We start from the raw sequence: 25,747 nt of genomic DNA, 5'->3' as shown, positions 1-25,747 counted from the left end.
CGGCCCATGACTGACGGCCCCCTCGAGTTCACGCTTGCCCGCTCTTCGAGTCCGGCGAGCGACGAGGTACGTGCCGGCATCCTGTCCGACCCCGGGTTCGGGCGCTTCCACACCGACCACATGGTGTCGATCGACTACACCGACGGCCGCGGCTGGCACGACGCGAAGGTCGTCCCCTACGGTCCCATCGAACTCGACCCGTCGGCGATCGTGCTGCACTACGCGCAGGAGGTCTTCGAGGGGCTGAAGGCCTACCGCTGGCTCGACGGCTCGATCGTGTCGTTCCGCCCGGAGGCCAACGCGGCGCGGCTGCGGACGTCGGCGCGTCGACTGGCCATCCCCGAACTCCCCGACGAGCTGTTCCTGGAATCGCTGCGGCAGCTCATCGCCGTCGACGGTGACTGGGTGCCCGCGGCGGGCGGCGAACAGTCGCTCTACCTGCGGCCGTTCATCTTCGCCACCGAGCCGGGTCTGGGCGTGCGGCCCGCGATCGAGTACCGCTACCTGGTGATCGCGTCGCCCGCGGGTGCCTACTTCAAGGGCGGCATCAAGCCGGTCTCGGTGTGGCTGTCGACGGAGTACGTGCGGGCCAGCCCCGGCGGCACCGGTGCGGCCAAGTTCGGCGGCAACTACGCCGCGTCGCTGCTGGCCCAGGCCGAGGCGGCCGAGCACGGGTGTGACCAGGTCGTGTGGCTCGACGCCATCGAGCGCCGCTACGTCGAGGAGATGGGCGGGATGAACCTGTTCTTCGTCTTCGGCAGCGGGGGTGCGGCCCGGCTGGTGACCCCCGAGCTCAGCGGCTCGCTGCTGCCCGGGATCACGCGAGATTCGTTGCTGCACTTGGCAACCGACGCAGGCTTCTCCGTCGAGGAGCGCAAGATCGACGTCGACGAGTGGCAGAAGAAGGCCGCCGCGGGGGAGATCACCGAGGTGTTCGCGTGCGGGACCGCCGCGGTCATCACGCCGGTGTCGCACGTGAAGTCCGGCGACGGCGAGTTCACCATCGCCGACGGTCAGCCGGGGGAGGTCACGATGGCCCTGCGCGACACCCTCACCGGGATCCAGCGCGGCAAGTTCGCCGACACCCACGACTGGATGACGCGCCTCGGCTAACGGACGGCCAGGCCGAGGGCGCCGATCGTCGTCGCCACCTCGACGCACGCGCCGAGCACGTCACCGGTGATGCCGCCGAACCGTCGCACGCAGTGCGCCACCAGTCCGACGGTGACCACGAGCGCGACCGCCACCGCCACCGGGCCCTGCCAGGGTCGTCCGGTGGCCAGTGTCGCAACCGCGGCCAGTGCGACGGCCCAGGCGGCACCGACCCACCGGGGTTGCGTGCCGGCCACCAGGGCGCCGAGGGTGCTACCCGGTGCGGCCGGCACCGAGCGACGGCAGGCCAGCACCACCGCGACGCGGCCCGTCGTCACGGCCACCACGATCGCCAGCGGATCCAGCAGCGTGAACGCCGCACCCTGCACTGCGACCGTCACGACGATCGCCGCCACGCCGAACGGTCCCGCCGTCCCGTCGCGCATGACCTGGAGCGCCCGCTCGGGCGGGCCGTAACACCCCAGGCCGTCCACGGTGTCGGCGAAGCCGTCGACGTGCAGGCCGCGGGTGGTCAGCAGGAGCACGGCCACCGCCGCCAGGCCCGTCAGCAGCCCGGGGCCGAACGCCTGTGTCGCCGCCCAGGCCGCCGCGGCCGCCACCGCGCCGAGGACCACCCCGACCACGGGGAGCGCGGTGAGGGCACCCCTGCCGAAGGGGTGGTCGGTGCGCACCGGTAGCACGGTGGCGAACGCGAAAGCCGATGCGAGCGAACCGATCACGGTGAATCGGTGACGTTGGCCTCGTCGAAGGTGGCCATCGACGCCAGCGTCGCGACGGCGGCGCGCAGCACGGGCAGTGCCACCGCAGCGCCGGTGCCCTCGCCGAGGCGCATGCCCAGGTCGACGATCGGCTCCAAGCCGAGGTGCGCGAGCGCGAGGCTGTGCGCGGGTTCGGTCGAGCGGTGGCCGGCCTGCCACCATTGCGACGCGCCGGGGGAGAGTCGAGCGGCGACCAGCGCGGCCGCGGTGACCACGACGCCGTCCAGCAGCACCGGCGTGCGGCGCACCGCGGCCTGGGCGAGGAAGCCGGCCATCGCGGCGAGGTCGGCGCCGCCGCAGACCCGAAGCAGCGCAACGGGATCCGACGTCACGTCGCGGGCCCGGAAGAGGGCATCCCGGATGGCGGCGGTCTTGCGGGCCCACCCCGCGTCGTCCACCCCGGTGCCGCGACCCACCACCGCGACGGGCTCCGATGACGTCAGGGCGGCGATCAATGTCGTTGCGGGCGTGGTGTTTCCGATACCCATGTCACCGGCGATCAGCAGGTCGGCACCACCGTCGACCTCCTCGTCGGCGATCGCCCGGCCCGCGGCCACGGCGGCCGTCGCCTCGTCGTCGGTCAGCGCGTCCTCGACGGCGATGTTCCCGCTGCCGCGCCGCACCCGGTGGGCGCCGATGGCCTCGGACAGCGGCTCGGCGGAGTCGACCGCGATGTCGACCACGCGCACCGTCGCCCCGGCGAGTCCGGCGAGCACGTTGATCGCCGCGCCGCCCGCGTCGAAGTTCGCCACCATCTGTCCGGTGACTTCGGAGGGGAACGCGGACACGCCCGCCGCCGTCACGCCGTGATCACCGGCGAACACGACAACCCGTGGGCGGACGAATTGGCGTGGCGGGCACTCGCCCTGGCAGGCCGCCACCCAGATGGACAGCTCCTCGAGTCGACCCAGCGCGCCGGGCGGCTTGGTCAACCGGCCCTGCCGCGCGCGGGCGGCCTCCTGCGCCGCCGCGTCGAGCGCGGGGACGTCCGAGCTGGGCTCGAGGGTGGGTTCAGCGTCCGTCACAGTGACTCCTTGACCGTCAGCGGTTGACCGGCCACCACGAGTACGACGCGGTCGCACACCGCCGCGAGCCGTTGGTTGAGTGATCCCAGTTCATCGGCGAAACGCCGACCGGATCGTGTCGCGGGCACCACGGTCAACCCGACTTCCGGGCTGACCAGGGCCAGCGGACCGTGGAACGCGTCGACCGCGGCCACCAGTTCGTCGACGTCGCCGGTGATCCGCCCGTCGGTCCAGGCGCCGCGGCGGTCCATGGCGGCGACGAGCCAGCCGCCGACGTCGTCGACCAGGGTGGGTGCACCCGGTTCGTCGCGCAATTGCGTTGGCACGTCGGCACTTTCGATCGTCGACCAGTAGGCGGGTCGGCGCAGGCGGTGGGCGGCGACCCGCTCCGCCCACTCGGGTTCCGCGGAGACGGCGCCGGTGGCCACGTAGCGGACGGACCCGTCGGGGCCCGCGGACCGGGCGATGTCCGCCTCGGCCCACTGCGATTTGCCGGAGCGGATGCCGCCGAGCGCGAGGACGCGCACCCGAGTCAGGCGACCGTGGCGCCGCGCTCGACCTGTGGGCGCGGGGCCCGCATGCGGCGCAGCTGAGACGCCCGACTGGCCGCGTAGAACCCGAGCTTCCACCCGCTCTCGGTGTGGTCGGGGAACTTCGCGTCGACGGCCTTGGTGACCCGGCGACCGATCAGCAGTCCGTCGCCGACCATGACGACGACCAGGGCGAGCATCACGAACTGCACGTAGTACTGGATCTGCACGGTCGGCAGGGTGAGCATGACGAACACCAGGACCAGCGCGGCGGGCATGAACAGCCCGAGCAGACTGCGCCGCGCGTCGACCAGGTCGCGGACGTACTTGCGCACCGGGCCCTTGTCGCGGGGGAGTAGGTAGGCGTCGTTGCCCGACATCATCTTCTCGCGGCGTTCGGCCATCTCGGCGCGGCGCGTGACCTTGTCGGCCTTGCGCTCCTCCTTGGTCAACGACTGCCTGACCGCCTTCTTGCGCTTGCGCGCCTCAGCGGACGTCATCGGCGCGGGGGCCACCGGACCGCGGGCGCGCGGCTGGTTGCGCTTGGGGGTGGGCCTGCCCTTGGGAGCCGTGACACGGCTGACCGACGGTTCGCCGGCGGACACCTCGGCGACCGTGGAGCCGTTGCCCGCCTCCGGTGGGGAGTTGTCCTTCTTGCGACCCAGCAGATTCACGCCTGCCAGGTTACTTCCGTTTCGGTACGGCCCGACATGCACCTCCGGCCCCACGGACCTACCGTTGGCCAATGAGCGAGGCGCTGCGCGTGCTGATCGCCCCCGACTGCTTCGGCGACAGCCTGACCGCCGTCGAGGCGGCCGAGGCCATCGCCGACGGATGGGCGCGTGGCAGGCCCGCCGACGAGCTCACCCTCGCCCCCCAATCCGACGGCGGCCCCGGCTTCGTCGACGTGCTGGCCAGCCGGCTCGGCGAACGACGATGCGCCACGACGAGCGGACCGCTCGCCGACGAGGTGAACGCCCACTGGGTCCTCGACGCGGCGTCGGGTACCGCGTACGTCGAATGCGCCCAGGCGTGTGGACTGGCTCTGCTCGGAGGACCGCCGACCCTGCGCACCGCCGTCGACGCCCACAGCCGGGGAGTCGGCCAACTCGTCGATGCCGCCCTGTCCGCGGGCGCCACCCGCATCGTGGTCGGGTTGGGCGGCAGCGCCTGCACCGACGGTGGCCGCGGCCTCGTCGACGCACTCGGCGGGGTGGCGGCGGCCGCCGCCCGGCTGGCTCCGGTCGAGCTCATCGCGGCCACCGACGTCGAGCATCCGCTGCTCGGCCCGCGCGGCGCGGCGCACGTGTTCGGGCCGCAGAAGGGCGCCGATCCCGCCACCGTCGAGCTGCTCGAGACGCGCCTGACCGAATGGGCCGCCACGCTGGAGGCGGCGACCGGCCGCGACGTCAGGACCGCACCGGGGGCCGGCGCTGCCGGGGGCCTCGGGGCGGCGTTGCTGGCGCTGGGTGGCCGTCGCGAATCGGGGGCGGCCGTCATCGCCGACCACACCGGGTTGGCGGGCGACGTCGCCCACGCCGACGTGATCGTCACCGGAGAGGGCCGGTTCGACGACCAGTCGCTGCACGGCAAGGTCGTCAGCGCGCTGGCCGCCTGGGCCGCGGGCACCCCGGTGGTGGTGCTGGCGGGCCAGGTCACCCTCGACGACGCGGCCCTGCACGCCGCAGGCATCACCGCTGCCCACTCGATCACCGACTTCGCCGGCTCGGTTCGACTGGCGATCGAGGACGCCGCGCACCAGCTCAACGGCCTCGCCCTGCAGACGGCGGCCCGATGGCACGCCGCCACGGGTCGGGAATAGCGGTCCGGCAGGGTACCGTTGACATCACCAACGCTCGACGATCCCCTCGACGAAGATTGGCACTAGGGAGAAGGAATGACTGTTCAGGACGAGTCGACCACCACGACTACCGCAGCTCACGGAGCCATCCTCACCGACGCCGCCGCGGCGAAGGCCAAGTCCCTGCTGGACCAGGAGGGTCGGGACGATCTGAACCTGCGCATCGCGGTCCAGCCCGGCGGCTGCGCGGGACTTCGCTACGAGCTGGCCTTCGACGACCGCACGCTCGACGGCGACCTCAACGTCGACTTCAACGGCGTCACGCTGACCGTCGACCGCATGAGCGCCCCCTACCTGCAGGGCGCGACGATCGACTTCGTCGACAGCATCGAGAAGACCGGCTTCACCATCGACAACCCCAACGCCGGCGGTTCCTGCGCCTGCGGCGACTCGTTCAACTGAGTCGAACCCGGCCAGTTCGCGCCGCGTGACCCGCGGCTAGAACTGGCCGGTGTTGCGGGGCAGGTACGAGCACACCAGGATCGTGCCGTCCTGGACCAGGAGTTGGGCGATGCCCTGCCGCTGCACCGAGCCCTGGCTGCGACCCGCCGGGGTGGCTCGCATCGTGAAGAGCACCTGGTACTGATACTGCGACCACGTCACGATCTTGTCGATCGTGGCCACGGTCGCCTTCTCGTACTGTCGGCGGAACGCGTCGCTGCCGAGCTTGGCGAGCGTCATGTCCGTCTCGCGGTCGGTGACGACGTCGTAGAACCCACACGAATTGTTGCGGGCGACCGTCTCGTCATCGCCCTTCGTCAGCGCGTCGAGATACCCCTGAATCGCAGTGGTGGCCGAGGCGTTCGACAACGCGGGAGGCCCGGCGTCGCCGCGCTTGGTGGCCATCACGATGGATACGACGAGAGCGATCGCCAGGACGACGACCAGCGCGCCGAGACCGCCGACCAGCAGACGGCGTCGGCGCGGTGGCGGGGGATAGTTGACCGGCGGCGGCAGCGCGCCCGGGTAGGCCGACGGGACGTGTCCCGGGTAGGGCATGGGCCCCTGCTGCGGCATCCCGGCAGGCGGCATCCCGGGTGGCGGAAAGGGCTGCTGGGACGACGATTCCGGGCGGGGGGACTCGGGGTACGGGATTGGTCCGGCCATGACGTTGTTAGGCTAGCGCACCGACCTGCGGGTTAGTCTTACGTAGACGGTTTAAATAATTTGAAGGGTGACGCTTCGTGACGATTGTGGTGACCGGTTCCATCGCGACCGACCATCTGATGAAGTTCCCCGGCAAGTTCTCCGAACAGTTGCTGGCCGATCACCTGCAGAAGGTGTCGCTGAGCTTTCTGGTCGACGACCTCGTCGTGCACCGCGGTGGTGTCGCCGGGAACATGGCGTTCGCGATCGGCGTCCTCGGTGGCGACGTAGCGCTGGTCGGCGCCGCGGGCAAGGACTTCGACGACTACCGCGGCTGGCTCACCTCCCACGGCGTGAACTGCGACGGCGTCCTCATCTCGGACTCGGCCTACACCGCCCGCTTCGTCTGCACCACCGACGAGGACATGGCCCAGATCGCCTCGTTCTACCCGGGAGCGATGTCGGAGTCGCGCAACATCGCGCTCGCCGACGTCGCCTCGCGGACCGAGAACGTCGATCTGGTCATCGTCGGCGCCAACGACCCCGAGGCGATGTTCCTGCACACCGAGGAATGCCGGGCGCTGGGACTGCCCTTCGCCGCCGACCCGTCGCAGCAGCTGGCCCGCCTGTCCGGTGAGGAGATCCGCAAGCTCATCGACGGCGCCACCTACCTGTTCACCAACGACTACGAGTGGGATTTGCTGCTGCAGAAGTCGGGCTGGACCGAGGCCGAGGTGATGAGTCAGATCGGGCTGCGCGTCACGACGCTGGGCCCCAAGGGCGTCGACCTGGTGTCGGCCGACGGCACTAGCGTGCACGTCGACGTCGTGCCCGAGACGCATCAGGCCGACCCGACCGGCATCGGCGACGCCTTCCGCGCGGGTTTCCTCACGGGCCGCTCCGCCGGGCTGAGCCTCGAACGTTCGGCACAGCTGGCCTCCCTGGTCGCCGTGCTGGTGCTCGAGGCGCCCGGCCCACAGGAGTGGAGCTGGGACCGCGACAGCGCCATCACGCGGATCTCGGAGGCCTACGGAGCCGACGCCGCGACGGAGATCGCCGCCGCGCTGAACTAGCTACAGCTGGACGGGGTACGTCGGCTCGGCGATCTGCGGCACCACGGTGTGCTCGACGAAGATCGCGTGCCACAGCATGAAGATGAGCACCGTCCACAGCCGGCGGCTGTGGTCGGCCGCTCCGGTGCGGTGCTCGTCGAGCAGCCGTCGCACCTCGACGAGGTCGACCAGATGGTCGGCGTGTGACGCCGCCACCGTCGCGTAGGCCCAGTCGAGCAGCTCGCCGGAGCGCAACCAGTGCCGAATCGGCACGGGGAAGCCGAGTTTCGCGCGGTTGAGTACGTGGGCGGGGACGATCGGCTCCAGCGCGCGACGCAGCGCGTACTTCGTGGTGGCCCTGGTGATCTTCTGATCGAAGGGCAGCCTGGACGCCACCGCGAACACCTCGGGGTCCAGGAACGGCACGCGCAACTCCAGCGAGTTGGCCATCGTCATCTTGTCGGCCTTGACCAGGATGTCCCCGCGTAGCCACGTGAACAGGTCGACGTGCTGCATGCGCGCGACCGGATCCCAGCCCTGCGACTCGGCGTACAGCGGCGCCGTCACGTCGGTGTGGGTCCACTCCGGCCGAAAGCCCGGCAGCACCGCGCGCAGCTGGGCGTCGGAGAAACTCCTGGCGTTCCCGTAGTAGCGCTCCTGCAGCGTCAACGAACCGCGGTGCAGCAGGCTCTTGCCGCGCACGCCCTCGGGCAGCGGCCGCGACGCCTTGCCCAGCGAGCGTCGCAACGGCCCCGGCACGTAGTCGAAGGCCTTGAGCGACAACGGTTCTCGATAGATGGTGTACCCGCCGAACAACTCGTCGGCACCCTCGCCGGACAACACCACCTTGACGTGCTTGCGCGCTTCGCGGGCGATGAAGAACAGCGGAACCAGAGCGGGGTCGGCGACGGGTTCGTCCAAGTACCAGACGATTTCGGGCAGCGCCGCCACGAACTCGGCCTGGCTGACCACCTTCGTGACGTGGCGGGCGCCGATCGCCTCCGCCGACGCCTCGGCGACGTCGACCTCGGAGAAGCCCTCCCGCTCGAAGCCCGTGGTGAACGTGATGAGGCGGGGGTTGTGTCGCATCGCCAGCGCCGCGATGGCCGTCGAGTCGATGCCCCCGGACAGGAATGCGCCCACCGTGACGTCGGCGCGCATGTGCTTGGCGACCGAGTCCTCCAGGACGGCGGTGATCTCGTCGTAGCGGGCCTGCTCGGAGCCCGCCGCGAACGGCACCGCGGCGAACCGCGGCACGAAGTACCGCGTGACCTCCGGCTGCCCGCCCGGCCTGGTGCGGGCATAGCTGCCGGATTCCAGCCGGCGAATGCCGCGGTGCAGCGTCTCGGGCTCCGGCACGTACTGCAGGACGGTGTAGTGCTGCACCGCGCGTTCGTCGATGCCCAGGTCGACGCCGGCTTCCCGGGCGAGGTCCAGGAGGCACTTCTTCTCGCTGCCGAAGACCGTCCCGCCCGGACCCGTCGCCACGAAGAGGGGCTTGATGCCGAACGGGTCGCGCGCGCAGAACAACTCGCGCTCCTCGGTGTCCCACAGCGCGAACGCGAACATGCCGCGCAGCCGGTGCAGGACGTCGACGCCCCAGTGGTGGAAGCCCGCCACGATCGCTTCGCCGTCACCGTCGGTGGCGAACTCGGCGCCATGGCGCGCCGTCAGCTCCTCGCGTAGCTCGAGGTAGTTGTAGATCTCGCCGTTGAAGACCAACTGGTAGCGGTTGGGTTGTTCGGGCGGGCCCCAGCTCAGCGGTTGGTGGCTGTGGGCGATGTCGATGATCGACAGGCGGTTGAAGCCGAAGACGACGTCGGCGTGGGTGTCGTCGTCAGCCCAGGTCCCCGGCTCGTCGGGACCCCGGTGCCGCATCAGATGGGTGGCTCCGGACACCGCGTCCACCAGCTCGGCAGACGAGTCGGCGGACGGGTTGCGTAGGTAGGCCAGCAGTCCGCACACCGCGCCAGTATGCCCAATGCGGAGGACGTCACCGGACCGACACCCTCACCATGGCCCGGTCGCTTCGCGGCGGGCCTCCGGTGTGGTCTACGCTGCGTAGTATTCGCCTGATTGCACGATTTCTAGGAGGCACCAGCGTGACCGCTCGCGGGTTCCGGTTGGTGGCGTTGGCGCTGGTCCTGGGCGGAGCCGCGGTTCTGCTCAGCGGCTGCAGCTACCAGACGATCTTCGGCCTCGGCTGGCCGACCGGCATCACGCCGGAAGGCAAGCTGAACCGCGATCTGTGGGTGTGGTCGGTGATCGCGTCGCTGGTCGTCGGCGTCATCGTCTGGGGCCTCATCTTCTGGACCAGCGCCTTTCACCGGCACAAGAAGACCGATACCGAGCTACCCCGCCAGTTCGGCTACAACATGCCGCTGGAGCTGGTGCTCACGGTCGTCCCGTTCCTGATCATCTCGGTGCTGTTCTACTTCACCGTCGTGGTGCAGGAGAAGATGCTGCACAAGGATCCCAACCCCGACGTGGTCATCGACGTGACCGCCTTCCAGTGGAACTGGAAGTTCGGCTATCAGAAGATCGACTTCAAGGACGGCACCCTCACCTACGACGGCGTCGACACCGCGCGCAAGAACGCCATGGTGTCCAAGCCGGAGGGGCTCGACGCCCACGGTGAGGAGCGCGTCGGCGCGATCAAGGGCCTCAACCCCGAGGACCGCACCTACCTGAACTTCGACAAGGTCGAGACGACGGGCACCACCACCGAGATCCCGATCCTGGTGCTGCCCAAGGGCAAGCGCATCGAGTTCCAGATCGCCTCGGCGGACGTCATCCACGGATTCTGGGTGCCGGAATTCCTCTTCAAGCGCGACGTCATGCCCGACCCGAAGGCGAACAACTCCGACAACGTCTTCCAGGTGACGCAGATCGAGCAGACGGGCGCGTTCGTCGGCCGCTGCACCGAGATGTGCGGCACGTATCACTCGATGATGAACTTCGAGGTGCGGGTGGTGGAGCCAGACGTCTTCAAGTCCTACCTCCAATACCGGATCGACCATCCGAACGGCACCAACGCCGACGCGCTCGCCTCGGTGGGCCTGCCGGGGCTGGCCGTGACGACGCATCCGTTCGAATCGCGACGCGGCGAGCAAGTTCCGCAGGCGAGCAAGTAGGGGACACCGCATGCACATCGAAGCGAGACTGTTCGAATTCCTGACCGCGTTCTTCGCCTTCGCGGCGGTGCTGTACGGCACGCTGACCGCGATCTTCGCCTACGGCGGCATCGAGTGGGCGGGCACCACCGCCCTGGTGCTCACCACGGGTCTGTCGCTCATCACGGGCACGTTCTTCCGGTTCGTCGCGCGACGGCTCGACACCCGCCCCGAGGACTACGAGGACGCCGAAATCTCCGACGGCGCAGGCGAATTGGGCTTCTACGCGCCGCACAGCTGGTGGCCGCTGCTGATCGCGCTGTCCGCGTCGGTCACCGCGGTGGCGATCGCAATGTGGCTGCCCTGGATGATCGCGGCCGGAGCGTGCTTCGTGTTGGCGAGCGCCGCGGGCCTGGTGTTCGAGTTCTACACCGGCCCCGAGAAGCACTGACCACACCGCAAGGTCACGAAAATGGCCCCAGTTGCCTGACGTGTCGTGCCGCGGGGACCGCGCCGGTGCCAAGTTCGGTAGGGTTGCCGAGGCACGACCAGCGACGACACCGACGCTGACGTCGCGCCACCTGGGCAGCGAAAAGGACAGTCGTAGATGAGCGGGCCGAATCCCCCTGGACCGGATTCTCCAGGGTCGCAGTCACCCGGGCCGGACGAACCGGGCCGAGATGCGCCGAAGACCGGTGAGACCGAGATCTACTCGCGCGCCTACTCCGCGCCCGAATCCGAACAGTTCACCAGCGCACCCTACGTGCCGCCGGACGCGGCCCTCTACGACTACGACACCTACGACTCCGCCCCACCCGCCGCCGACGACGACGCGCCCCCGCCGCGCTGGCCCTGGGTGGTCGGCGTCGTCGCCATCGTCGCCGCGATCTCCCTGGTGGTCTCCGTCGCCGTGCTGGTCACCCGCACCGACAGCGAGAACCTCGCGACCCCCGGTACTAGCACCACGACGTCCGTCCCGCCCTTCCAGGACGAGATCACCACGACGACCACCCCGCCGCCGCCACCACCCACGACGACGACCGAAGAACCGCCACCGCCGCCTCCGCAGACCGTGACCGTGACCCAGGAGCCGCCGGCGCCGCCCCCCGCGTCGTCGACCGAGGAAGCGGCGCCGCCCCCGCCACCACCACCTGCCGAGACGGGACCACCGCCAGTGACCACCACCGCACCCGCGGGGCCACGCTTCATCACGTATTCGGTGACGGGGACCAAGGCCCCGCTCGACCGCATCTCCGTCACCTACACCGACGCCTCGGGTCGGCAGCGCACCCAGCAGAACGTCTACATTCCGTGGTCGCTGACGGTGACGCCCATCTCGATGTCGGAGTTCGGCTCGGTCCAGGCATCGAGCCTGCTGCGGTTGAGCCGATTGAACTGCCAGATCACCACCAGTGACGGCCAGACCATCGCCTCCCAGCAGACCAACGACTGGCAGACCAGCTGCTGATGATCCAGGACGTCGAAGACGGGGCAACCAGGGCATCACGGCTGCGCCCGGGGTCACCCGACCAGGCCGATCGCATCCTGGTCATCGCCGCCGTCGTGTCATGGCTGGTGGCGCTCGGCGCTACGGTGGCCGCCATCGTCGCGCTGGTGGATCTCGGGAGCTCCCAACCCGTCGCCACCGGTGGATCGGACACCCCGTGGCTGCTCTACACGGTCATCGCGGTGTCGGCCGCCGTCATCATCGGCGCGATACCCCTGCTCCTGCGGGCGAGGCAGGCGGCGTCGTCGAACGACCCCGGGCCCGCTGCAGCGGATGCGGGTGGTCGACCGAGCGCCACCGCACCGGGGGAGGCGCGGCTCGAGCCCTTCGGCGCGCCGGTGATCCGCCGGCATGCGACGCCCCCCGCCAGTAGTCGGGTGGGCTTCCCCACGGCCGCGGTCGATCAGGTGTGGCTTCGGTTCACCGCCACCGTCGCCGTGGCGATGGGGCTGGCGATGACCGGCGTGGGCGTCGCCACGTACCTCATGGCGTCCCACGACGACGCTGCCGCCTGGAGTGTGTACGGCGTCGTCGCGGTGATCACCGTCGCGATGGTCGCCGCGCCGTGGTACTTCCTGCGCCAACTGCACGTCGTGCTCGACGCGTCCTGAGCCCTGTCGCGGTAGCGCCGTCGGTGGGGTAGGGGAGTCCTTCGCCTGGGCGGTGATGCGCCGCGTTGGCCGCGCTGACTCGCGTGGTGGGGGAGGGCGCCCCGGGGTCTTGGGACGACGAGCCATGACGAAGGCGCCGCGATGAAGGCCCCATGACGGAGGCCTCATGACGAAGACCTCATGACGAAGACCTCATGACGAGACCGCTGCTGGTGACGCAGTCCGCGGGGCGGAGACCTCCTGCGACGACCGGTGACGACGACCTCCTGCGACGACCGGTGACGACGAACTGCTGCCGGCGACGCTGTCCCCATGACGAAGAACCGCCCCGACCGTGGGGTCGGGGCGGTTCTCGTCGTGCCGTGTGGTGCGTCCTGGTCAGTGGTGACCGTTGGACCCATTTCCGTTGGTGCCGTGGCCGTTCGATCCGTTGGCGTCGTGACCGTTGGTGGCCTGCTGACGCTCCTTAAGGGCCAGCATCGCCCGGTGCTCGGACGCGTGGGCGGCATCGACCAGAGCCGTCTGCTCGCCCTCGGGATCCGGGAACAGGAAGCTACCCGTGCCGGGTGCGCCTCCGGAGCCGAGCTTGTTCATCCGCTTGGGCAGTGCGGCCCCCTGGTACTCCAGCGGGATGGGGTGGCCATGGTCGTCGACGGGGCCGAGCGGCTGGTGCAGCTCGATGTACGCCCCGTGCGGCAGCCGCTTGAGGATGCCGGTCTCGATGCCGTGCTCGAGCACCTCGCGGTCACTGCGCTGCAGGCTGATCGCCCACCGGTAGGCGATGTAGTACACGATCGCGGGCAGGACCACCATGCCGATGCGCCCGATCCACGTCGTCGCATTCAGCGAGATGTGGAACTTCAACGCGATGATGTCGTTCATGCACGCGAACGTCAGCACGATGTAGAGCGCAATCGCCATGGCGCCGATGGCCGTTCGAACCGGAGCGTCACGCGGGCGCTGCAGCAGGTTGTGGTGCGCCACGTCCCCGGACAGCTTCTTCTCCAGGAACGGGTAGATCGTGAGCAGGATGAAGACCAGGCCCATGATCAGCGCTACGGCCACCGCGGCGGGCACGGTGTGGCCGAAGGGGTAGATCTCCCAGGGCGGCCACATGCGGGCCAGGCCGTCGGTCCACATCATGTAGAAGTCGGGCTGGCTACCCGCGGAGATCTGGGAGGGCTTGTAGGGACCCAGCTGCCAGATCGGGTTGATCTGCAGCACGCCGCCCATGATGCCCAGGATGCCGACGGTCATGGCGAAGAACGCCCCGGACTTGACCGCGAACACCGGCATCACGCGCACCCCGACGACGTTCTTCTCGGTGCGACCCGGGCCGGGGAACTGGGTGTGCTTCTGGAACCACACCAGGGCCAGGTGAACCCCGATGAGCGCCAGGATGATTCCCGGGATCAGCAGGATGTGCAGCGCGTAGAGCCGCGGAATGATGATCTGGCCGGGGAAGTCCCCGCCGAACAGCGCCCAGTGCAGCCAGGTGCCGATCAGCGGCATGCCCATCGTGATCGAGGAGAACGCCGCCCGCAGACCCGTGCCCGAGAGCAGGTCGTCGGGCAGGGAGTAGCCGAAGTAGCCCTCGAACATGGCCAGGATCAACAGGATCGAGCCGATCACCCAGTTGGCCTCGCGCGGCCGGCGGAACGCGCCGGTGAAGAAGATGCGGGCCAGGTGCACCATGATCGAGGCGGCGAACAGCAGTGCGGCCCAGTGGTGGACCTGGCGCACGAACAGTCCGCCGCGCACCTCGAAGGAGATGTCCAGCGCGGTCTCGTAGGCCCGCGACATCTGGATGCCGTTGAGCGGTTGGTACACCCCGTGGTAGGTGACCTCGGCCATCGACGGGTCGAAGAACAGGGTCAGGTACACCCCGGTCAGCAGCAGCACGATGAAGCTGTAGAGCGCGATCTCGCCCAGCAGGAAGGACCAGTGCGTGGGGAAGACCTTGTTGAGCTGGCGTCGTACCGCGGCCGACGGGTGGTAGCGCGAATCGATCGCGTTGCCTTGCGCGGCTGCCAATTCAGCGAGTTTCGGGCTCATGACTTTCGCTCCCAGAATGCCGGTCCGACGGGTTCGATGAAGTCTCCGTTGGCCACGAGATACCCATCGCGATCGATGGTGATCGGCAGCTGAGCCAACGCACGCGCCGCGGGACCGAAGATGGGCCTCGCGAAGTGCAGTGCGTCGAACTGCGACTGGTGGCAGGGACACAGAATGCGGTAGGTCTGCTGCTCGTACAGCGACGACGGGCACCCGAGATGCGAGCACACCTTGGTGAACGCGAACAGGTCACCGAAGTTGAAGCTTTCCTGACCCTGGCGCTTCACGACCCGCGAGATGTCCTCGGGGCGGATGCGGATCAGCATGACGGGGTTGCGCACGCCCATCGCGATGACGTTGAGCGCCTCGTGGGACTCGAACGTCGAGCCGTCGCCGTCGGACTCGCGCCACGGGAACACGGTCTCCATGCCACCGGCGTCGATGTCCTCCGGGCGCATCTTGACGAACGGCGAATCGCCGGGCTGACCGGTCGCGCGGGCCAGGAAGATGGTCTCGCCGTGGAAGCGCGGCGTCCAGCCCGACGTCCACAGCACCGCCTTCTTGCCGTCGGCGGTCGGGACCACCGGCTTCCACGGGTTCTTGATGATGCCGCCGATGAAGGCCACCGCGGTGCCAAGGCCGAAGGCGCCGAGGCCGATGCCCAGGGACAGGCCAATCAGCTTGCGCCGCTTGATGGTCGAGCCCTCGAGCGCGTCGGTGAGGTTGGCCGCCGCGGTCTTGCGCTGAATCTCGGGGGAGGCGCCGTCGTGGCGGTCCTGGATCGAGATCTCCTCGGGGATGAACTTCTTCTGGTAGAGCACCGCGCCGATGCCGATCGCCATGATCGAACCGCCGAAGGTGATGCCGTAGAGCGGAGTGGCGAGGCTGTAGATCAGTTCCCCGGCCGAGCCGTAGGGCTTGTACTCCCACGGCCAGAAGAGGAAGACCAGCAGCAGCGCCAGTCCGGCGAACCCGCCGAGCATCAACCAGTAGGCGACCGATCGCTCGGCGCGCTTCTCGGCCTTGGTGCCCTCGATGGGCCAGCGGTTCTCCTTGAAGACGGTCTCGACGCCGTCCATCCGGCCGCCGAGTTCGACCAGTTCCTCGCGGGACATCCTGGCCAGTTCGGCGTCGGTGGGCTGGTGCGGCTCACCCTGCTGACCGGGCGTGTCCGAACCCCGGCCGGCCGGTGCGTTCACGTTGTCAATGTCGCTCATGCGCGCGATCCCACCCACATAGCGGCGCCGATGACGGCGACCATCCCAATGATCCAGGCCGCCATGCCTTCTGGCGCGGGGCCGAAGCCGCCGAGCCCGTAGCCGCCCGGGTTGGGCGTCTCGGTGGCCTGGCGGACGTACGCGACGATGTCGCGCTTCTCGTCGGGGCTGAGCTGGCGATCGGAGAACTTCGGCATGTTCTGCGGACCGGTCAGCATGGCGGCGTAGATCTCCGCGGGCTTGGCCTCGTCGAGGGGAGGTGCGTACTTGCCGGAGGACAGCGCGCCACCCTTGCCGGTGAAGTTGTGGCACGACGCGCAGTTCAGCCGGAACAGGTCGCCACCGCGGGCGACGTCGTTGCCGATCAGGCTGCTCTGCGCCACGGCGCCGTTGGCGTCGCGGGGGATGGTGGGTCCGCCGCCGTTGGCCTGGACGTAAGCGCCGATCGCGTCGACCTGGTGCTCGTCGTAGATCGGGGGCTTGCGCTGGGCCTGGGCCTCGCCGCGCATCGCGGGCATGCGGCCCGTGCCGACCTGGAAGTAGACCGCCGCCTCACCGACGCCGATGAGGCTGGGGCCGCGGTCGGGCACGCCCTGCAGGTTCGCGCCGTGGCAGGTCACGCAGGACGTCTCGTAGAGCTGCTTGCCCGTGCGCAACAGCGCCAGGCTGGACTCGTCCGCAACCGCCACCTGCGGCTTGGGCGTGAGGGTGGCAGCGATGCCGCCCGCCACGAGAAGTCCGGTCAGCAGCAACAGTGCTGCCGACGCACGCCGACGTAGCCGACGGCGAGACTTGCTGGTCATCGAACCCCTTCTCAACGGAGCACCGGTCATCGAACGAAGTAGATGGTGGCGAACAGGGCGATCCACACGATGTCGACGAAGTGCCAGTAGTAGGACACGACGATCGCCGCGGTGGCCTGCGCCGGGGTGAACTTGGACATCCGGGTGCGCGCCAACAGGAAGATGAACGCGACCAGACCGCCGATCACGTGCAGCCCGTGGAAACCGGTGGCCAGGTAGAACACCGAGCCGTACGCGCTGCCGGGAATGGTGGTCCCCTCGCTGACGAGCGCGTGGTACTCGTAGCCCTGGCCGGCGACGAAGATCGCGCCCATGATGAGGGTGATCGTGTACCAGCGGCGCAGCCCGAAGACGTCACCCCGCTCGGCGGCGAACACGCCCATCTGGCACGTGAACGACGAGGCGATCAGCACCAGCGTGACCGGCACCGCCTCGAACAGGTTCAGATGCGTCGGATGCGGCGGCCAGTCACCTGCGGCCTGCGCCCGCGCGGTGAAGTACATCGCGAACAGCCCAGCAAAGAACATAAGTTCGCTGGAAAGCCACACGATGGTGCCAACACTTACCATGTTCGGTCGGTTCAGCGAATGCACGCGCGCCGTGATCGCGGTTCCCGAGGTCCCTACAGCACTCGTCACATCAAGAAGTATGACGCTTTGTAGTTGTCGAACTCCACCCGGGGGCGGACATTCGTAATAATCACTTCCGTGACTGCCTCCGAAACCCACACCTGGCCCGAGGTTCTCGGCCGCCTGACCACGCGACGGGGACTCGCGAACGGCCAGGCAGCGTGGGCGATGGATCAGGTGATGACCGGCGCGGCGTCGCCCGCGCAGATCGCGGGATTCGCCGTGGCGATGAAGATGAAGGGGCCGACGTCGGCGGAGGTGAAGGAGCTCGCCGACACCATGCTGACGCACGCGCGCAGGGTGCCAACGGACGTCATCGGCCGCGAGACCGTCGACGTGGTGGGCACCGGCGGCGACGGCGCCAACACGGTCAACCTGTCGACGATGGCCGCGATCGTCGTGGCGGCGAGTGGCGTGCCGGTGGTGAAGCACGGCAACCGCGCGGCGTCGTCGCTGTCCGGCGGCGCCGACACGCTCGAGGCGCTCGGCGTGCGCATCGACCTCGGCCCCGACGACCTGGCGCGCTGCATCGCCGAGGTCGGCATCGGGTTCGCGTTCGCCCCGCAATTCCACCCGTCCTACCGGCACGCCTCGGTGGTGCGCCGCGAGATCGGCGTGCCGACGGTCTTCAATCTGCTGGGGCCACTGACCAATCCGGCGGCGCCGCGGGCCGGGCTGATCGGCTGCGCCTGGGGTGAGCTGGCCGAGGTGATGGCCGGGGTGTTCGCCACGCGGGGGTCCAGCGTGCTCGTGGTGCACGGCGACGACGGGCTCGACGAATTGACCACGACCACGACGAGCACCATCTGGCGGGTGCAGGCGGGCACCGTCGAGCGGCTGTCGTTCGACCCCGGCGCCTTCGGCTTCGAACGTGCCGACCTCGGTGAGCTGACCGGTGGGGACGCCGAGGCCAACGCGGCCTCCGTCCGGCAGGTGTTCGGTGGCGCCAAGGGTGCGGTACGGGACGCGGTGATCCTCAACGCCGCCGGCGCGATGGTGGCTCATGCCGGGCTATCCAGCGACGCCAAATGGGTGCCGGCGTGGGAGACCGGTCTCGCGAGGGCCGCCGACGCGATCGACTCGGGGGCGGCCGAAGACCTGCTCGCGCGTTGGGTGCGGTTCACCCAGCAGCTCTGACCGTTCGATCTGCTGTGCGGCCGCGCGTGCGGAGCGCGCCGTCGCCGCCCACGCGACGTGGCGTCCCGCCGCTCCGATCGGCGTCGCATAGCCGACGTCGGTGGCCGTCTGCACCCGTACGATCCGCACGCCCGGCTGCACCAGCCAGCGCGCGATGAGCGCGGTCTCCTCGACGAGCGCACCGCCCAGCGGCGCCGCGTCGGGCAGCACCGCCTGGGCGGCGGCGGTGATCGCGTCGACGACCGGCATCGGGGGAACGCCCCGCCGGGCCGAGCCCGCCGCGGCGAGCTGCCCGCTCCTGACGATCGCCAGATGCCAGCCGCCCGCGCCGTCGGGTCGGGCGGCAACGAGTTCGTCGACCGCCGCCAACGCGCCCAGCCGCTGACCCCGCCAGGCGACGTCGATCGCGGTGGCCGCGTGGTCGCGCAGCCGCGCTGCGGTCTCGTATCTCCCGTCGGCCGCCAGCTCCTCGACGTGGCGCTGGACCGCCCGCAGCGCCGCGTCGTCGGTGCCGGCGATGAAGGCGGCGGCACGGGCGACGGCCGCGGCGTACGCGACGGCCGTCGCCTCGCGTTCGGCGGGACACGGGGACAGCTCCACCTCCGGGCACGACGGACCGTGTCGCGCGGTGCGGCCGAGCCGGGTGGTGCACGTTCGCACGCCGGTGAACCGGGCCAGCAGCAGGCCGGTCTCGACGGCGTCGGCGCGCGCCCGGAACGGCCCGATGGCGCGGTCGTGCTTCGGTGACCGCACGACCGAGAACCGCGGGAAGGGTTCGTCGGTGAGTACGAGCCACCACCAGCGGTGGGGGAACTTCGACCGGCGGTTGTACGGGGGAGCGTGGGCGGCCAGCAACCTGAGCTCGCGGACGCCCGCTTCGAGGTCGTGCGCGCACTCGACGTGGTCGACGCGCGTGGTGAGCGACGCCATCTCCTTCATCCGGGTCCGCGGGTCCGCGCCGTTGAAGTACTGCCCGACGCGCCGGCGCAGATCGACCGCGGTGCCGACGTAGAGCACCTCGTCGGAGGGGCCGCGGAAGAGGTAGACCCCCGGCCGTCGCGGGAGCGCGGTGGCGAGGTGGCGGTTGCGTCGCTGGGCCGGCGTCACGTCGGGCAGGTAGGCGCGCAGGTCGGCGTAGGTGTGGATGCCCTGGTTGCCCACCCGTTCGATCAGGGCGTGCAACACGTCGACGGTGGCTCTGGCGTCGTCGAGGGCGCGGTGGGTCGGCGTGGTGGTGGCGTGGAACAGCTGCGCCAGCGCCGACAGCCGCACGCTGGGCGCCTCGTCGCGGGTGAGGACCCGGCGGGCCAGCTTGACCGTGCACAGGACGGGCGGCCGCTGCCACGGCAGCCCGAGGCGTTCGGCCGCGGCGCGCAGGAAGCCGACGTCGAAGCCGGCGTTGTGGGCCACCAGCACGGCGCCCCGGGAGAACTCCAGGAACGCAGGCAGTACGGAGTCGATGGTCGGGGCGTCGTGCACCATCGCGGTCGTGATGCCGGTCAGCGCCACGATCTGCGGGGGAATGGCACGGCCCGGGTCGACGAGCGTGCCGAGTTCCCCGAGCACCTCGCCACCGCGCACCTTGACCGCGCCGATCTCGGTGATCGCGTCGAAGCCGCGGCCGTCGGGATCCCCCTTGGCCCGACCGCCCGTGGTCTCCAGGTCGACCACGACGAACGTCGTGGCGTGCAGCGGAACGTCCATCAGACCTGCCGAGTCGTCACCGAACGCCGTGTCGACGTCGCCGAAGCTCAGCTGGTCCATGGCAGGGACCGTAAGCCCGACGACCGACACCGGCGGGCAGCGAATGCGATGCGTGTCGGTGCCCGTCGCTAGCGTGCGCCGTAACTCGAATGAGAGGAGTGCGGCCATGACTCGACCAGAGACGGGACCGGACCTGCCAGAGGCACGATCGGACCGGATGGGACCCGATCCCGGGACCGTGCACATCGACTGTGATGACTGCGCAGTGCGCGGACACGGGTGCAAGGACTGTGTCATCAGCGTGTTGCTTGGGGTGCCAGAGACTTTGCTGGCCGACGAGCGCCGAGCGCTCGAAGTGCTGGCCGACGCCGGAATGGCGCCACGATTGCGGCTGGTTCCCATTCACCGGGGGCGGGCCGACGGAGTTGCGTAACAGGGGTGAATACCCCATGGCAGCGAAAAATTCCCGCGACGCCTGTTAAATTTGCGTCCTCTGTTGGACAACCCCGATGCCGTTTCGTAACCTATCTGAGACCTCACGCAGTTCGGGCGGCTCGCTTACGGCAGTTGAAGGACGCGAAATCTTGAGTTTTGACGCTATGCACCGGTGCACACGTGGTCTTCGGCGTCCGATCGTTGGTGCCCTGGCGGGTCTGATGATCGCTGGTGGAGTGGTAGCCGGAGGTGTGCACGCAGACCCGTCCGAGGATGCGGTGGCAAAGCTCAATCAGCTGTCTCGGCAGGCCGAGGAGACCACCGAGGCCATGCATAGCGCCGAGCTCGATCTGGGCAACAAGCTGCAGGCACAGCGTGCGGCCGAGCAGAAGCACGCTGCCGACGTTGCTGCCGTCGATGCCGCGAAGGCGCAGCTAGCAACCTTCCAGACCTCCGTCGACAAGGTTGCTGCAGCGCAGTACATGGGCGGCCGGACCAGCGGTCTCGACGCGATGCTCACCGCCAACTCCCCGCAACTCCTCATCGACCAGCTCTCGGTGCAGCGCGTGATGGCCACCGAGATGTCGGCGCAGATGCAGAACTTCAAGAGCAGCAGCGTGGCGGCCAACCAGGCCGAGGTGGAGTCGGCGAAATCGGCCGCGGACGCCAAGACCGCCGCCGAGCAGGCCGCCGCAGTGCGCGCGGACCTGCAATCCAAGCAAAGCAAGCTGCAGGTGCAGATCGCGATCGTCAAGTCGCAGTACACCGCCCTGACCCCGGCCCAACGCGAGGCGCTCGCGGCGGTCCCGCCGCCGCCACCGATGCCGCCGGCCCCCGCCGCTCCGCCGCCACCCGATTCGCCGGACGTGCTGGCCGCAGCGCCGCCGAGCGTCGACCCCGGCGACGTCGCACCGCCGCCCGACGCTGCCCCGGCCCCCAACCCGGACGGTGAGGGCATGGTCGCCGTGCAGGCCGCACTGACCCGGATTGGATCGCCGTACTCCTGGGGCGCAGCCGGCCCCGGCGCATTCGACTGCTCGGGCCTCGTCATGTGGGCCTTCGGTCAGGCGGGTGTCAACCTGCCCCACTCCAGCCAGGCGCTGGCACAGGGTGGTCAGCCCGTGTCGATGGACCAGATGCAGCCGGGCGACCTCATCACCTACTACTCGGACGCATCGCACGTGGGCATCTACATCGGCGACGGGATGATGGTGCACGCGTCGACGTACGGCACACCGGTGCGAGTCGCTCCGGTGGACAATGCGCCGATCCACAACGTCCGCCGGTACTGAGCGTCCGCTGGTCGGCCTGCTCCTGCTGGCCGAGCTAGCCGCCGCCGCAGTGCTCGTCGCCCACCCGTTCGGGGGGCGCACGCCACCGATCCCGGGTCACCCGCGGCCACCCACGCCTCACTGGACGTTCCCTCGTCGCCGACGGACCCGATGACGCTGCGCGACGGTCGCACGGTATCGCTGGTCGCACTCGGTGGGGCCAGGACGGCCGACGTGGAGGGCCGGGTGTGGGGCGATCTGGACGGCGCCGCGGACGCGGTCAGCGCGTTCTGGGGCGATGACTGGTCTCGCACCATCGTGGTGGTCCTGACCGGCACCGACGAGCAGTTCCGTGCGCTGGCCGGTGGGGCGTCCGACGTCGCCGCCGCGACGACCGCGCAGCGCATCGTCTTCTCGCCGGGGGCCAGCTCGATGACGGAGAACGCGTTGCAGGTCGCCGTGCGGCGCGAACTCTTCCACTACGCGGCGAGGGACCGCACCGCGGCGGACGCACCGCGCTGGCTGGCCGAGGGCGTCGCCGACTTCATCGGCCGTCCGCCGACGCCGTTGCCGGGACCCGCCGCGGCGGCGACACTGGCGCAGCTGCCGACGGACGCCGGACTGAACGCCCCCGGCGCGGTCGGCTCGCTGGCCGCCGACAGGGCGTGGTGGTTCAGCCGCTTCGTCGTCAGCCGCTACGGTGCCGCCGCCCTGCGCAGTCTCTACGTGACGGCCTGCGCGCCGGGGCATCCCGATGCGGCGACGGCCATCCGGCAGACCCTCGGTGCGGACACCCCGCAGGTGCTCGCCGCGTGGCGCGTCTGGCTCAGTGGCTGACGTCCCGGGAGACCGCCGGTGACTCGAATCCTGTTGGTCACCAATGACTTTCCGCCTCGCCGCGGCGGCATTCAGTCCTACCTCGAGAACCTGGTCGGGGAACTCGTCGGCGCCGATCCGATCACGGTCTACGCGCCGCGGTGGAAGGACGATGCCGCCTACGACGCCGCCGCCCGCGACGTCGGCGTGCAGATCGTGCGCCATCCGACGTCACTGATGCATCCCGAGCCGTCGGTGGCGAGGCGAATGCGACGGCTGATCGCCGACCGCGGGATCGAGACGGTGTGGTTCGGCGCCGCCGCGCCGCTGGCCCTCCTGGCGCCGCTGGCGCGCGATGCCGGGGCCACCCGCGTACTGGCCAGCACGCACGGCCACGAGGTGGGTTGGTCGATGCTGCCGCTCGCGCGAACGGCGCTGCGGCGCATCGGAGATCACACCGACGTCGTCACGTTCATCAGCGACTACACGCGCCGCCGGTTCGCCTCCGCGTTCGGGCCCGCCGCCGCGCTCGAGCGGCTCGCCCCTGGCGTGGACACCGACCGGTTCGAACCCGATTCGGTGGCCCGGGCGCAGATGCGCGCCCGCTACGGGCTGGGGGAGCGGCCGGTCGTGGTGTGCCTGTCGCGACTGGTGCCCCGCAAGGGGCAGGACATGCTGATCCGCGCGCTGCCCGCGATCACCGACCGGGTGCCGGGTACGGCGCTGGTGATCGTCGGCAACGGCCCCTACGCCGAGGACCTGCATCGGTTGGCGCGGCGGTTCGGCGTCGCGCAGCACGTCGTGTTCACCGGGGCGGTGCCCGGGGAGGAGCTGCCCGCCCACCACGCGATGGCCGACGTGTTCGCGATGCCGTGTCGCACCCGCGGCTCCGGGCTCGACGTCGAGGGATTCGGCATCGTCTATCTGGAGGCGTCGGCGGTGGGCGTGCCGGTCGTCGCGGGCAATTCCGGGGGAGCGCCGGAAGCCGTCGTCGACGGGGAGACCGGCGTCGTCGTCGACGGGTGGGACGTCGGCGCGATCGCCGCGGCGGTGGGGGACCTGCTCGCCGACCCCGACCGGGCGGCCGCAATGGGGCGCGCCGGTCGCAAGTGGGTCGTCGACAACTGTCAGTGGCGCACCAGGGCGGCGCGCCTGTCCGAGTTGCTGACGGGTTAGCCGCCGGCCTTGGCGTAGAGCGCGTCGATGTCGCCCGCGAACTTCTCGGCGACCACCTTGCGCTTGACCTTCAGCGTGGGGGTGAGTTCGCCGGTGTCCTCGGTGAAGTCGACGGGCAGGATGCGGAACTTGCGGATCGACTCCGCATGGGAGACCGCCTGATTCGCGTCCTTGACGGCGAGGTCGACCTCGGCCGTCAGATCGGGATCCTCGGTCAGGTCGCCCACGGTCGCCGACGCGGCCTTGCCGTGGCGTTGCTTCCAGCCGGGGAACGCCTCGGGGTCGATCGTGATGAGGGCTGCGATGAACGGCTGCGCGTCACCGACGACCATGGCCTGGCTGATCAGCGGGTGCGCCCGCAGCCGGTCTTCGAGCAGCGCCGGGGCGACGTTCTTGCCGCCGGCGGTCACGATGATCTCCTTCTTGCGACCCACGATGCTCAGGAAGCCCTGCTCGTCGATCGCCCCGAGGTCGCCGGTGTGGAACCAACCGTCGGTGATCGCCGCCGCGGTCTCGGTCTCGTTGTGCCAGTAGCCGGAGAAGACGACGCCGCCGTAGACCAGCAGCTCGCCGTCGTCGTCGATGCGCATGGCGTTGCCGGGCAACAACTTTCCGACCGAGCCGACCTTGACGTCACCGACCCGGTTGACGGTGATCGCCGCGCTGGTCTCGGTGAGGCCGTAGCCCTCGTAGATGGTGAGCCCGACGCCGCGGTAGAAGTGTCCGAGCCGTGCGCCCAGCGGGGCGCCCCCCGAGATCGCGGCGCGGCAGTTGCCGCCGAGCGCGGCGCGGAGCTTGCCGTAGACCAGCCGATCGAAGACCGCGTGCTTGGCCCGCAGCAGCAGGCCGGGGCCCTTGCCGGTCGCGATGGCCTGACTCCACGCGATCGCGGTGTCGGCCGCCGCGGCGAAGATCGCGCCCTTGCCGCCGTCGCGCGCATTCTGCTCGGCGGTGTTGTAGACCTTCTCGAAGACGCGGGGCACCGACACCACCAGCGTCGGCGTGAACACCGCCAGGGTGGGCACCAGGTTCTTGACGTCGCTGGTGAACCCCAGCGTCACCCCGTTGCTGAACGCCGCGATGGTGATGGCGCGCGCCAGCACGTGCGCCAGCGGCAGGAACACCAGGAGCTTCTCGCCCTTGTCCAGCAGATCCGGGAAGCACGCCTTCGCCCCGCGCATTTCGTGGAGCAGGTTGGAGTGCGTCAGCTGGCAACCCTTGGGCCGTCCGGTGGTGCCGGAGGTGTAGACGAGGGTCGCGACGTCGGCGGAGCGAATGGCCTGCAGCCGGGAGGTGACGAGGCTCGGGTCGACGTCGCCGCCGATCCTGGCGAGTTCGTCGAGGGCGGCGGGCCCGGAACCGTCGACGCAGTAGACGTGGCGTAGGGCGGGCAACTCACCCTTGAGCTGGTCGATGGTGGCGAAGTGCTCGTCGGTCTCGGCGAACGCCGCCACGGCACCGGAGTCGCCGAGGACGAACCGCACCTGCTCGGCCGAACTGGTCTCGTAGATCGGCACGGTGACGGCGCCGATCGACAGGATGGCGAAGTCCAGGATCGGCCATTCGTACCGGGTCGCCGACAGGATCGCGACGCGATCGCCCGGCTCGACGCCCTCGGCGATGAGCCCCCGTGCGGTCGCGCGGACCTGATCGGCGACCTGAGCGCAGGTCACGTCGGTCCAGGAGCCGTCGACGAGGCGCTGGATGATGACGTGGTTCGGATCGTCGGCGGCGAGGGTGAACACGGAGCTGACGACGGTGTCGTGCTCGTCGACGGTGAACGAAGCCGGGACGCTGAACTCGCGCACGATGAGGGCCCTTTCGGACGGTAGGTGTGTCCGACCAGCG

At 69.9% G+C, this 25,747-nt stretch carries 24 protein-coding genes and 1 pseudogene; 13 read left to right on the top strand and 12 right to left on the bottom strand.

The annotated features are described in order from the left end of the window. Positions 1–6 precede the first annotated feature (6 nt). Positions 7–1,113, top strand: a complete 1,107-nt coding sequence (locus tag G6N60_RS17205) for a branched-chain amino acid aminotransferase (protein ID WP_163739524.1) — start codon at positions 7–9, stop codon at positions 1,111–1,113. On the opposite strand, the gene G6N60_RS17200 is transcribed toward G6N60_RS17205, so the two are convergent. From G6N60_RS17200 to G6N60_RS17185, 4 genes are read right to left on the bottom strand one after another with little or no spacing between them, the layout of a single operon-like run. Continuing rightward, entirely contained in the window at positions 1,110–1,832 is a 723-nt protein-coding gene (locus tag G6N60_RS17200; RefSeq protein WP_163739522.1) for an adenosylcobinamide-GDP ribazoletransferase, read from the bottom strand. The two genes, G6N60_RS17205 and G6N60_RS17200, sit on opposite strands and share 4 nt — an antisense overlap. Next, positions 1,829–2,896, bottom strand: coding sequence for a nicotinate-nucleotide--dimethylbenzimidazole phosphoribosyltransferase (cobT, locus tag G6N60_RS17195; protein ID WP_163739520.1), 1,068 nt, complete (start codon positions 2,894–2,896; stop codon positions 1,829–1,831). Before cobT ends, G6N60_RS17200 begins: the two co-directional genes overlap by 4 nt. Further along, on the bottom strand, positions 2,893–3,423 hold the full coding sequence (locus tag G6N60_RS17190; protein ID WP_163739518.1) for a bifunctional adenosylcobinamide kinase/adenosylcobinamide-phosphate guanylyltransferase: 531 nt from the start codon (positions 3,421–3,423) through the stop codon (positions 2,893–2,895). The genes cobT and G6N60_RS17190 overlap by 4 nt, the downstream gene beginning before the upstream one ends. 5 nt (positions 3,424–3,428) lie before the next feature. Then, complete coding sequence (locus G6N60_RS17185) at positions 3,429–4,100, bottom strand: DUF3043 domain-containing protein (RefSeq protein WP_163739516.1); 672 nt, start codon at positions 4,098–4,100, stop codon at positions 3,429–3,431. A 71-nt stretch (positions 4,101–4,171) separates the two neighbouring features. On the opposite strand from G6N60_RS17185, the gene G6N60_RS17180 reads away from it, so the two are divergent. Then, positions 4,172–5,248: a glycerate kinase family protein gene (locus tag G6N60_RS17180; protein WP_163739514.1), complete on the top strand. Its 1,077-nt coding sequence runs from the start codon at positions 4,172–4,174 to the stop codon at positions 5,246–5,248. Positions 5,249–5,323: 75 nt separating this feature from the next. Further along, positions 5,324–5,689: a HesB/IscA family protein gene (locus tag G6N60_RS17175; RefSeq protein WP_163739512.1), complete on the top strand. Its 366-nt coding sequence runs from the start codon at positions 5,324–5,326 to the stop codon at positions 5,687–5,689. Positions 5,690–5,725: 36 nt separating this feature from the next. Here G6N60_RS17175 and G6N60_RS17170 read toward each other — a convergent pair whose 3' ends face one another. Further along, entirely contained in the window at positions 5,726–6,394 is a 669-nt protein-coding gene (locus G6N60_RS17170) for an Rv0361 family membrane protein (RefSeq protein WP_163739509.1), read from the bottom strand. 77 nt (positions 6,395–6,471) lie between these two features. On the opposite strand from G6N60_RS17170, the gene G6N60_RS17165 reads away from it, so the two are divergent. Beyond that, entirely contained in the window at positions 6,472–7,446 is a 975-nt protein-coding gene (locus G6N60_RS17165) for a carbohydrate kinase family protein (RefSeq protein ID WP_163739507.1), read from the top strand. On the opposite strand, the gene asnB is transcribed toward G6N60_RS17165, so the two are convergent. Beyond that, complete coding sequence (asnB, locus tag G6N60_RS17160) at positions 7,447–9,390, bottom strand: asparagine synthase (glutamine-hydrolyzing) (RefSeq protein WP_163739505.1); 1,944 nt, start codon at positions 9,388–9,390, stop codon at positions 7,447–7,449. 137 nt (positions 9,391–9,527) lie between these two features. Here asnB and ctaC point away from each other — a divergent pair, with 137 nt between their 5' ends. From ctaC to G6N60_RS17140, 4 genes are all read left to right on the top strand, one after another. After that, a complete protein-coding gene (gene ctaC / locus G6N60_RS17155; protein WP_163739503.1) occupies positions 9,528–10,559 on the top strand; it encodes an aa3-type cytochrome oxidase subunit II in 1,032 nt (343 codons plus the stop codon). Between the two features lie 10 nt (positions 10,560–10,569). Continuing rightward, entirely contained in the window at positions 10,570–10,989 is a 420-nt protein-coding gene (locus G6N60_RS17150) for a cytochrome c oxidase subunit 4 (RefSeq protein ID WP_163739501.1), read from the top strand. 156 nt (positions 10,990–11,145) lie between these two features. After that, positions 11,146–12,006, top strand: a complete 861-nt coding sequence (locus tag G6N60_RS17145; protein WP_163739499.1) for an MmpS family transport accessory protein — start codon at positions 11,146–11,148, stop codon at positions 12,004–12,006. Further along, positions 12,006–12,656: a DUF2561 family protein gene (locus G6N60_RS17140; RefSeq protein ID WP_163739497.1), complete on the top strand. Its 651-nt coding sequence runs from the start codon at positions 12,006–12,008 to the stop codon at positions 12,654–12,656. The genes G6N60_RS17145 and G6N60_RS17140 overlap by 1 nt, the downstream gene beginning before the upstream one ends. Before the next feature lie 378 nt (positions 12,657–13,034). Here the strand turns inward: G6N60_RS17140 and qcrB are convergent, their stop codons facing one another. Genes qcrB through ctaE form a run of 4 tightly spaced genes read right to left on the bottom strand, consistent with a single transcriptional unit; the run spans position 13,035 to position 17,369 of the window. Beyond that, entirely contained in the window at positions 13,035–14,711 is a 1,677-nt protein-coding gene (qcrB, locus tag G6N60_RS17135) for a cytochrome bc1 complex cytochrome b subunit (protein ID WP_163739495.1), read from the bottom strand. Beyond that, positions 14,708–15,928 carry a cytochrome bc1 complex Rieske iron-sulfur subunit gene (gene qcrA / locus G6N60_RS17130; protein WP_163739493.1) on the bottom strand — a complete coding sequence of 407 codons (1,221 nt, stop codon included), beginning with the start codon at positions 15,926–15,928 and terminating at the stop codon, positions 14,708–14,710. Before qcrA ends, qcrB begins: the two co-directional genes overlap by 4 nt. Next, the gene (gene qcrC, locus G6N60_RS17125) at positions 15,925–16,731 is read right to left on the bottom strand and encodes a cytochrome bc1 complex diheme cytochrome c subunit (RefSeq protein WP_163739491.1); all 807 of its coding nucleotides are present in this window, start codon (positions 16,729–16,731) and stop codon (positions 15,925–15,927) included. Before qcrC ends, qcrA begins: the two co-directional genes overlap by 4 nt. A 26-nt stretch (positions 16,732–16,757) precedes the next feature. Further along, positions 16,758–17,369: an aa3-type cytochrome oxidase subunit III gene (gene ctaE / locus G6N60_RS17120; RefSeq protein ID WP_163739489.1), complete on the bottom strand. Its 612-nt coding sequence runs from the start codon at positions 17,367–17,369 to the stop codon at positions 16,758–16,760. Between the two features lie 60 nt (positions 17,370–17,429). Here ctaE and trpD point away from each other — a divergent pair, with 60 nt between their 5' ends. Next, entirely contained in the window at positions 17,430–18,497 is a 1,068-nt protein-coding gene (gene trpD / locus G6N60_RS17115; RefSeq protein ID WP_372511093.1) for an anthranilate phosphoribosyltransferase, read from the top strand. Here the strand turns inward: trpD and G6N60_RS17110 are convergent. After that, positions 18,435–20,261 (bottom strand): annotated as a pseudogene (locus G6N60_RS17110) (DEDD exonuclease domain-containing protein); the annotation flags it as partial. The gene trpD and the pseudogene G6N60_RS17110 overlap by 63 nt on opposite strands. Before the next feature lie 106 nt (positions 20,262–20,367). Here G6N60_RS17110 and G6N60_RS28620 point away from each other — a divergent pair. The 4 genes from G6N60_RS28620 to G6N60_RS17090 all read left to right on the top strand — a co-directional run bounded on the left by G6N60_RS28620 (position 20,368) and on the right by G6N60_RS17090 (position 23,899). Further along, positions 20,368–20,634 (top strand): hypothetical protein, encoded by a 267-nt coding sequence (locus tag G6N60_RS28620; RefSeq protein WP_372511092.1) that lies wholly within the window; start codon positions 20,368–20,370, stop codon positions 20,632–20,634. A 166-nt stretch (positions 20,635–20,800) separates the two neighbouring features. Then, entirely contained in the window at positions 20,801–21,928 is a 1,128-nt protein-coding gene (gene ripC / locus G6N60_RS17100; RefSeq protein ID WP_163744123.1) for a peptidoglycan hydrolase RipC, read from the top strand. Between the two features lie 150 nt (positions 21,929–22,078). Continuing rightward, positions 22,079–22,744: a peptidase gene (locus tag G6N60_RS17095; RefSeq protein ID WP_246240792.1), complete on the top strand. Its 666-nt coding sequence runs from the start codon at positions 22,079–22,081 to the stop codon at positions 22,742–22,744. A gap of 18 nt (positions 22,745–22,762) precedes the next feature. Further along, on the top strand, positions 22,763–23,899 hold the full coding sequence (locus tag G6N60_RS17090; RefSeq protein ID WP_163739486.1) for a glycosyltransferase family 4 protein: 1,137 nt from the start codon (positions 22,763–22,765) through the stop codon (positions 23,897–23,899). Here G6N60_RS17090 and G6N60_RS17085 read toward each other — a convergent pair. Then, positions 23,896–25,707 carry an AMP-dependent synthetase/ligase gene (locus G6N60_RS17085; RefSeq protein ID WP_163739484.1) on the bottom strand — a complete coding sequence of 604 codons (1,812 nt, stop codon included), beginning with the start codon at positions 25,705–25,707 and terminating at the stop codon, positions 23,896–23,898. The two genes, G6N60_RS17090 and G6N60_RS17085, sit on opposite strands and share 4 nt — an antisense overlap. Between the last annotated feature and the right edge of the window lie 40 nt (positions 25,708–25,747).

The organism is Mycolicibacterium madagascariense (assembly GCF_010729665.1).
In the GTDB taxonomy this organism is placed as follows: domain Bacteria; phylum Actinomycetota; class Actinomycetes; order Mycobacteriales; family Mycobacteriaceae; genus Mycobacterium; species Mycobacterium madagascariense.
The sequence above is the reverse complement of the archived record's forward strand: the minus strand, read 5'-3'. Positions and strand labels throughout refer to the sequence as shown.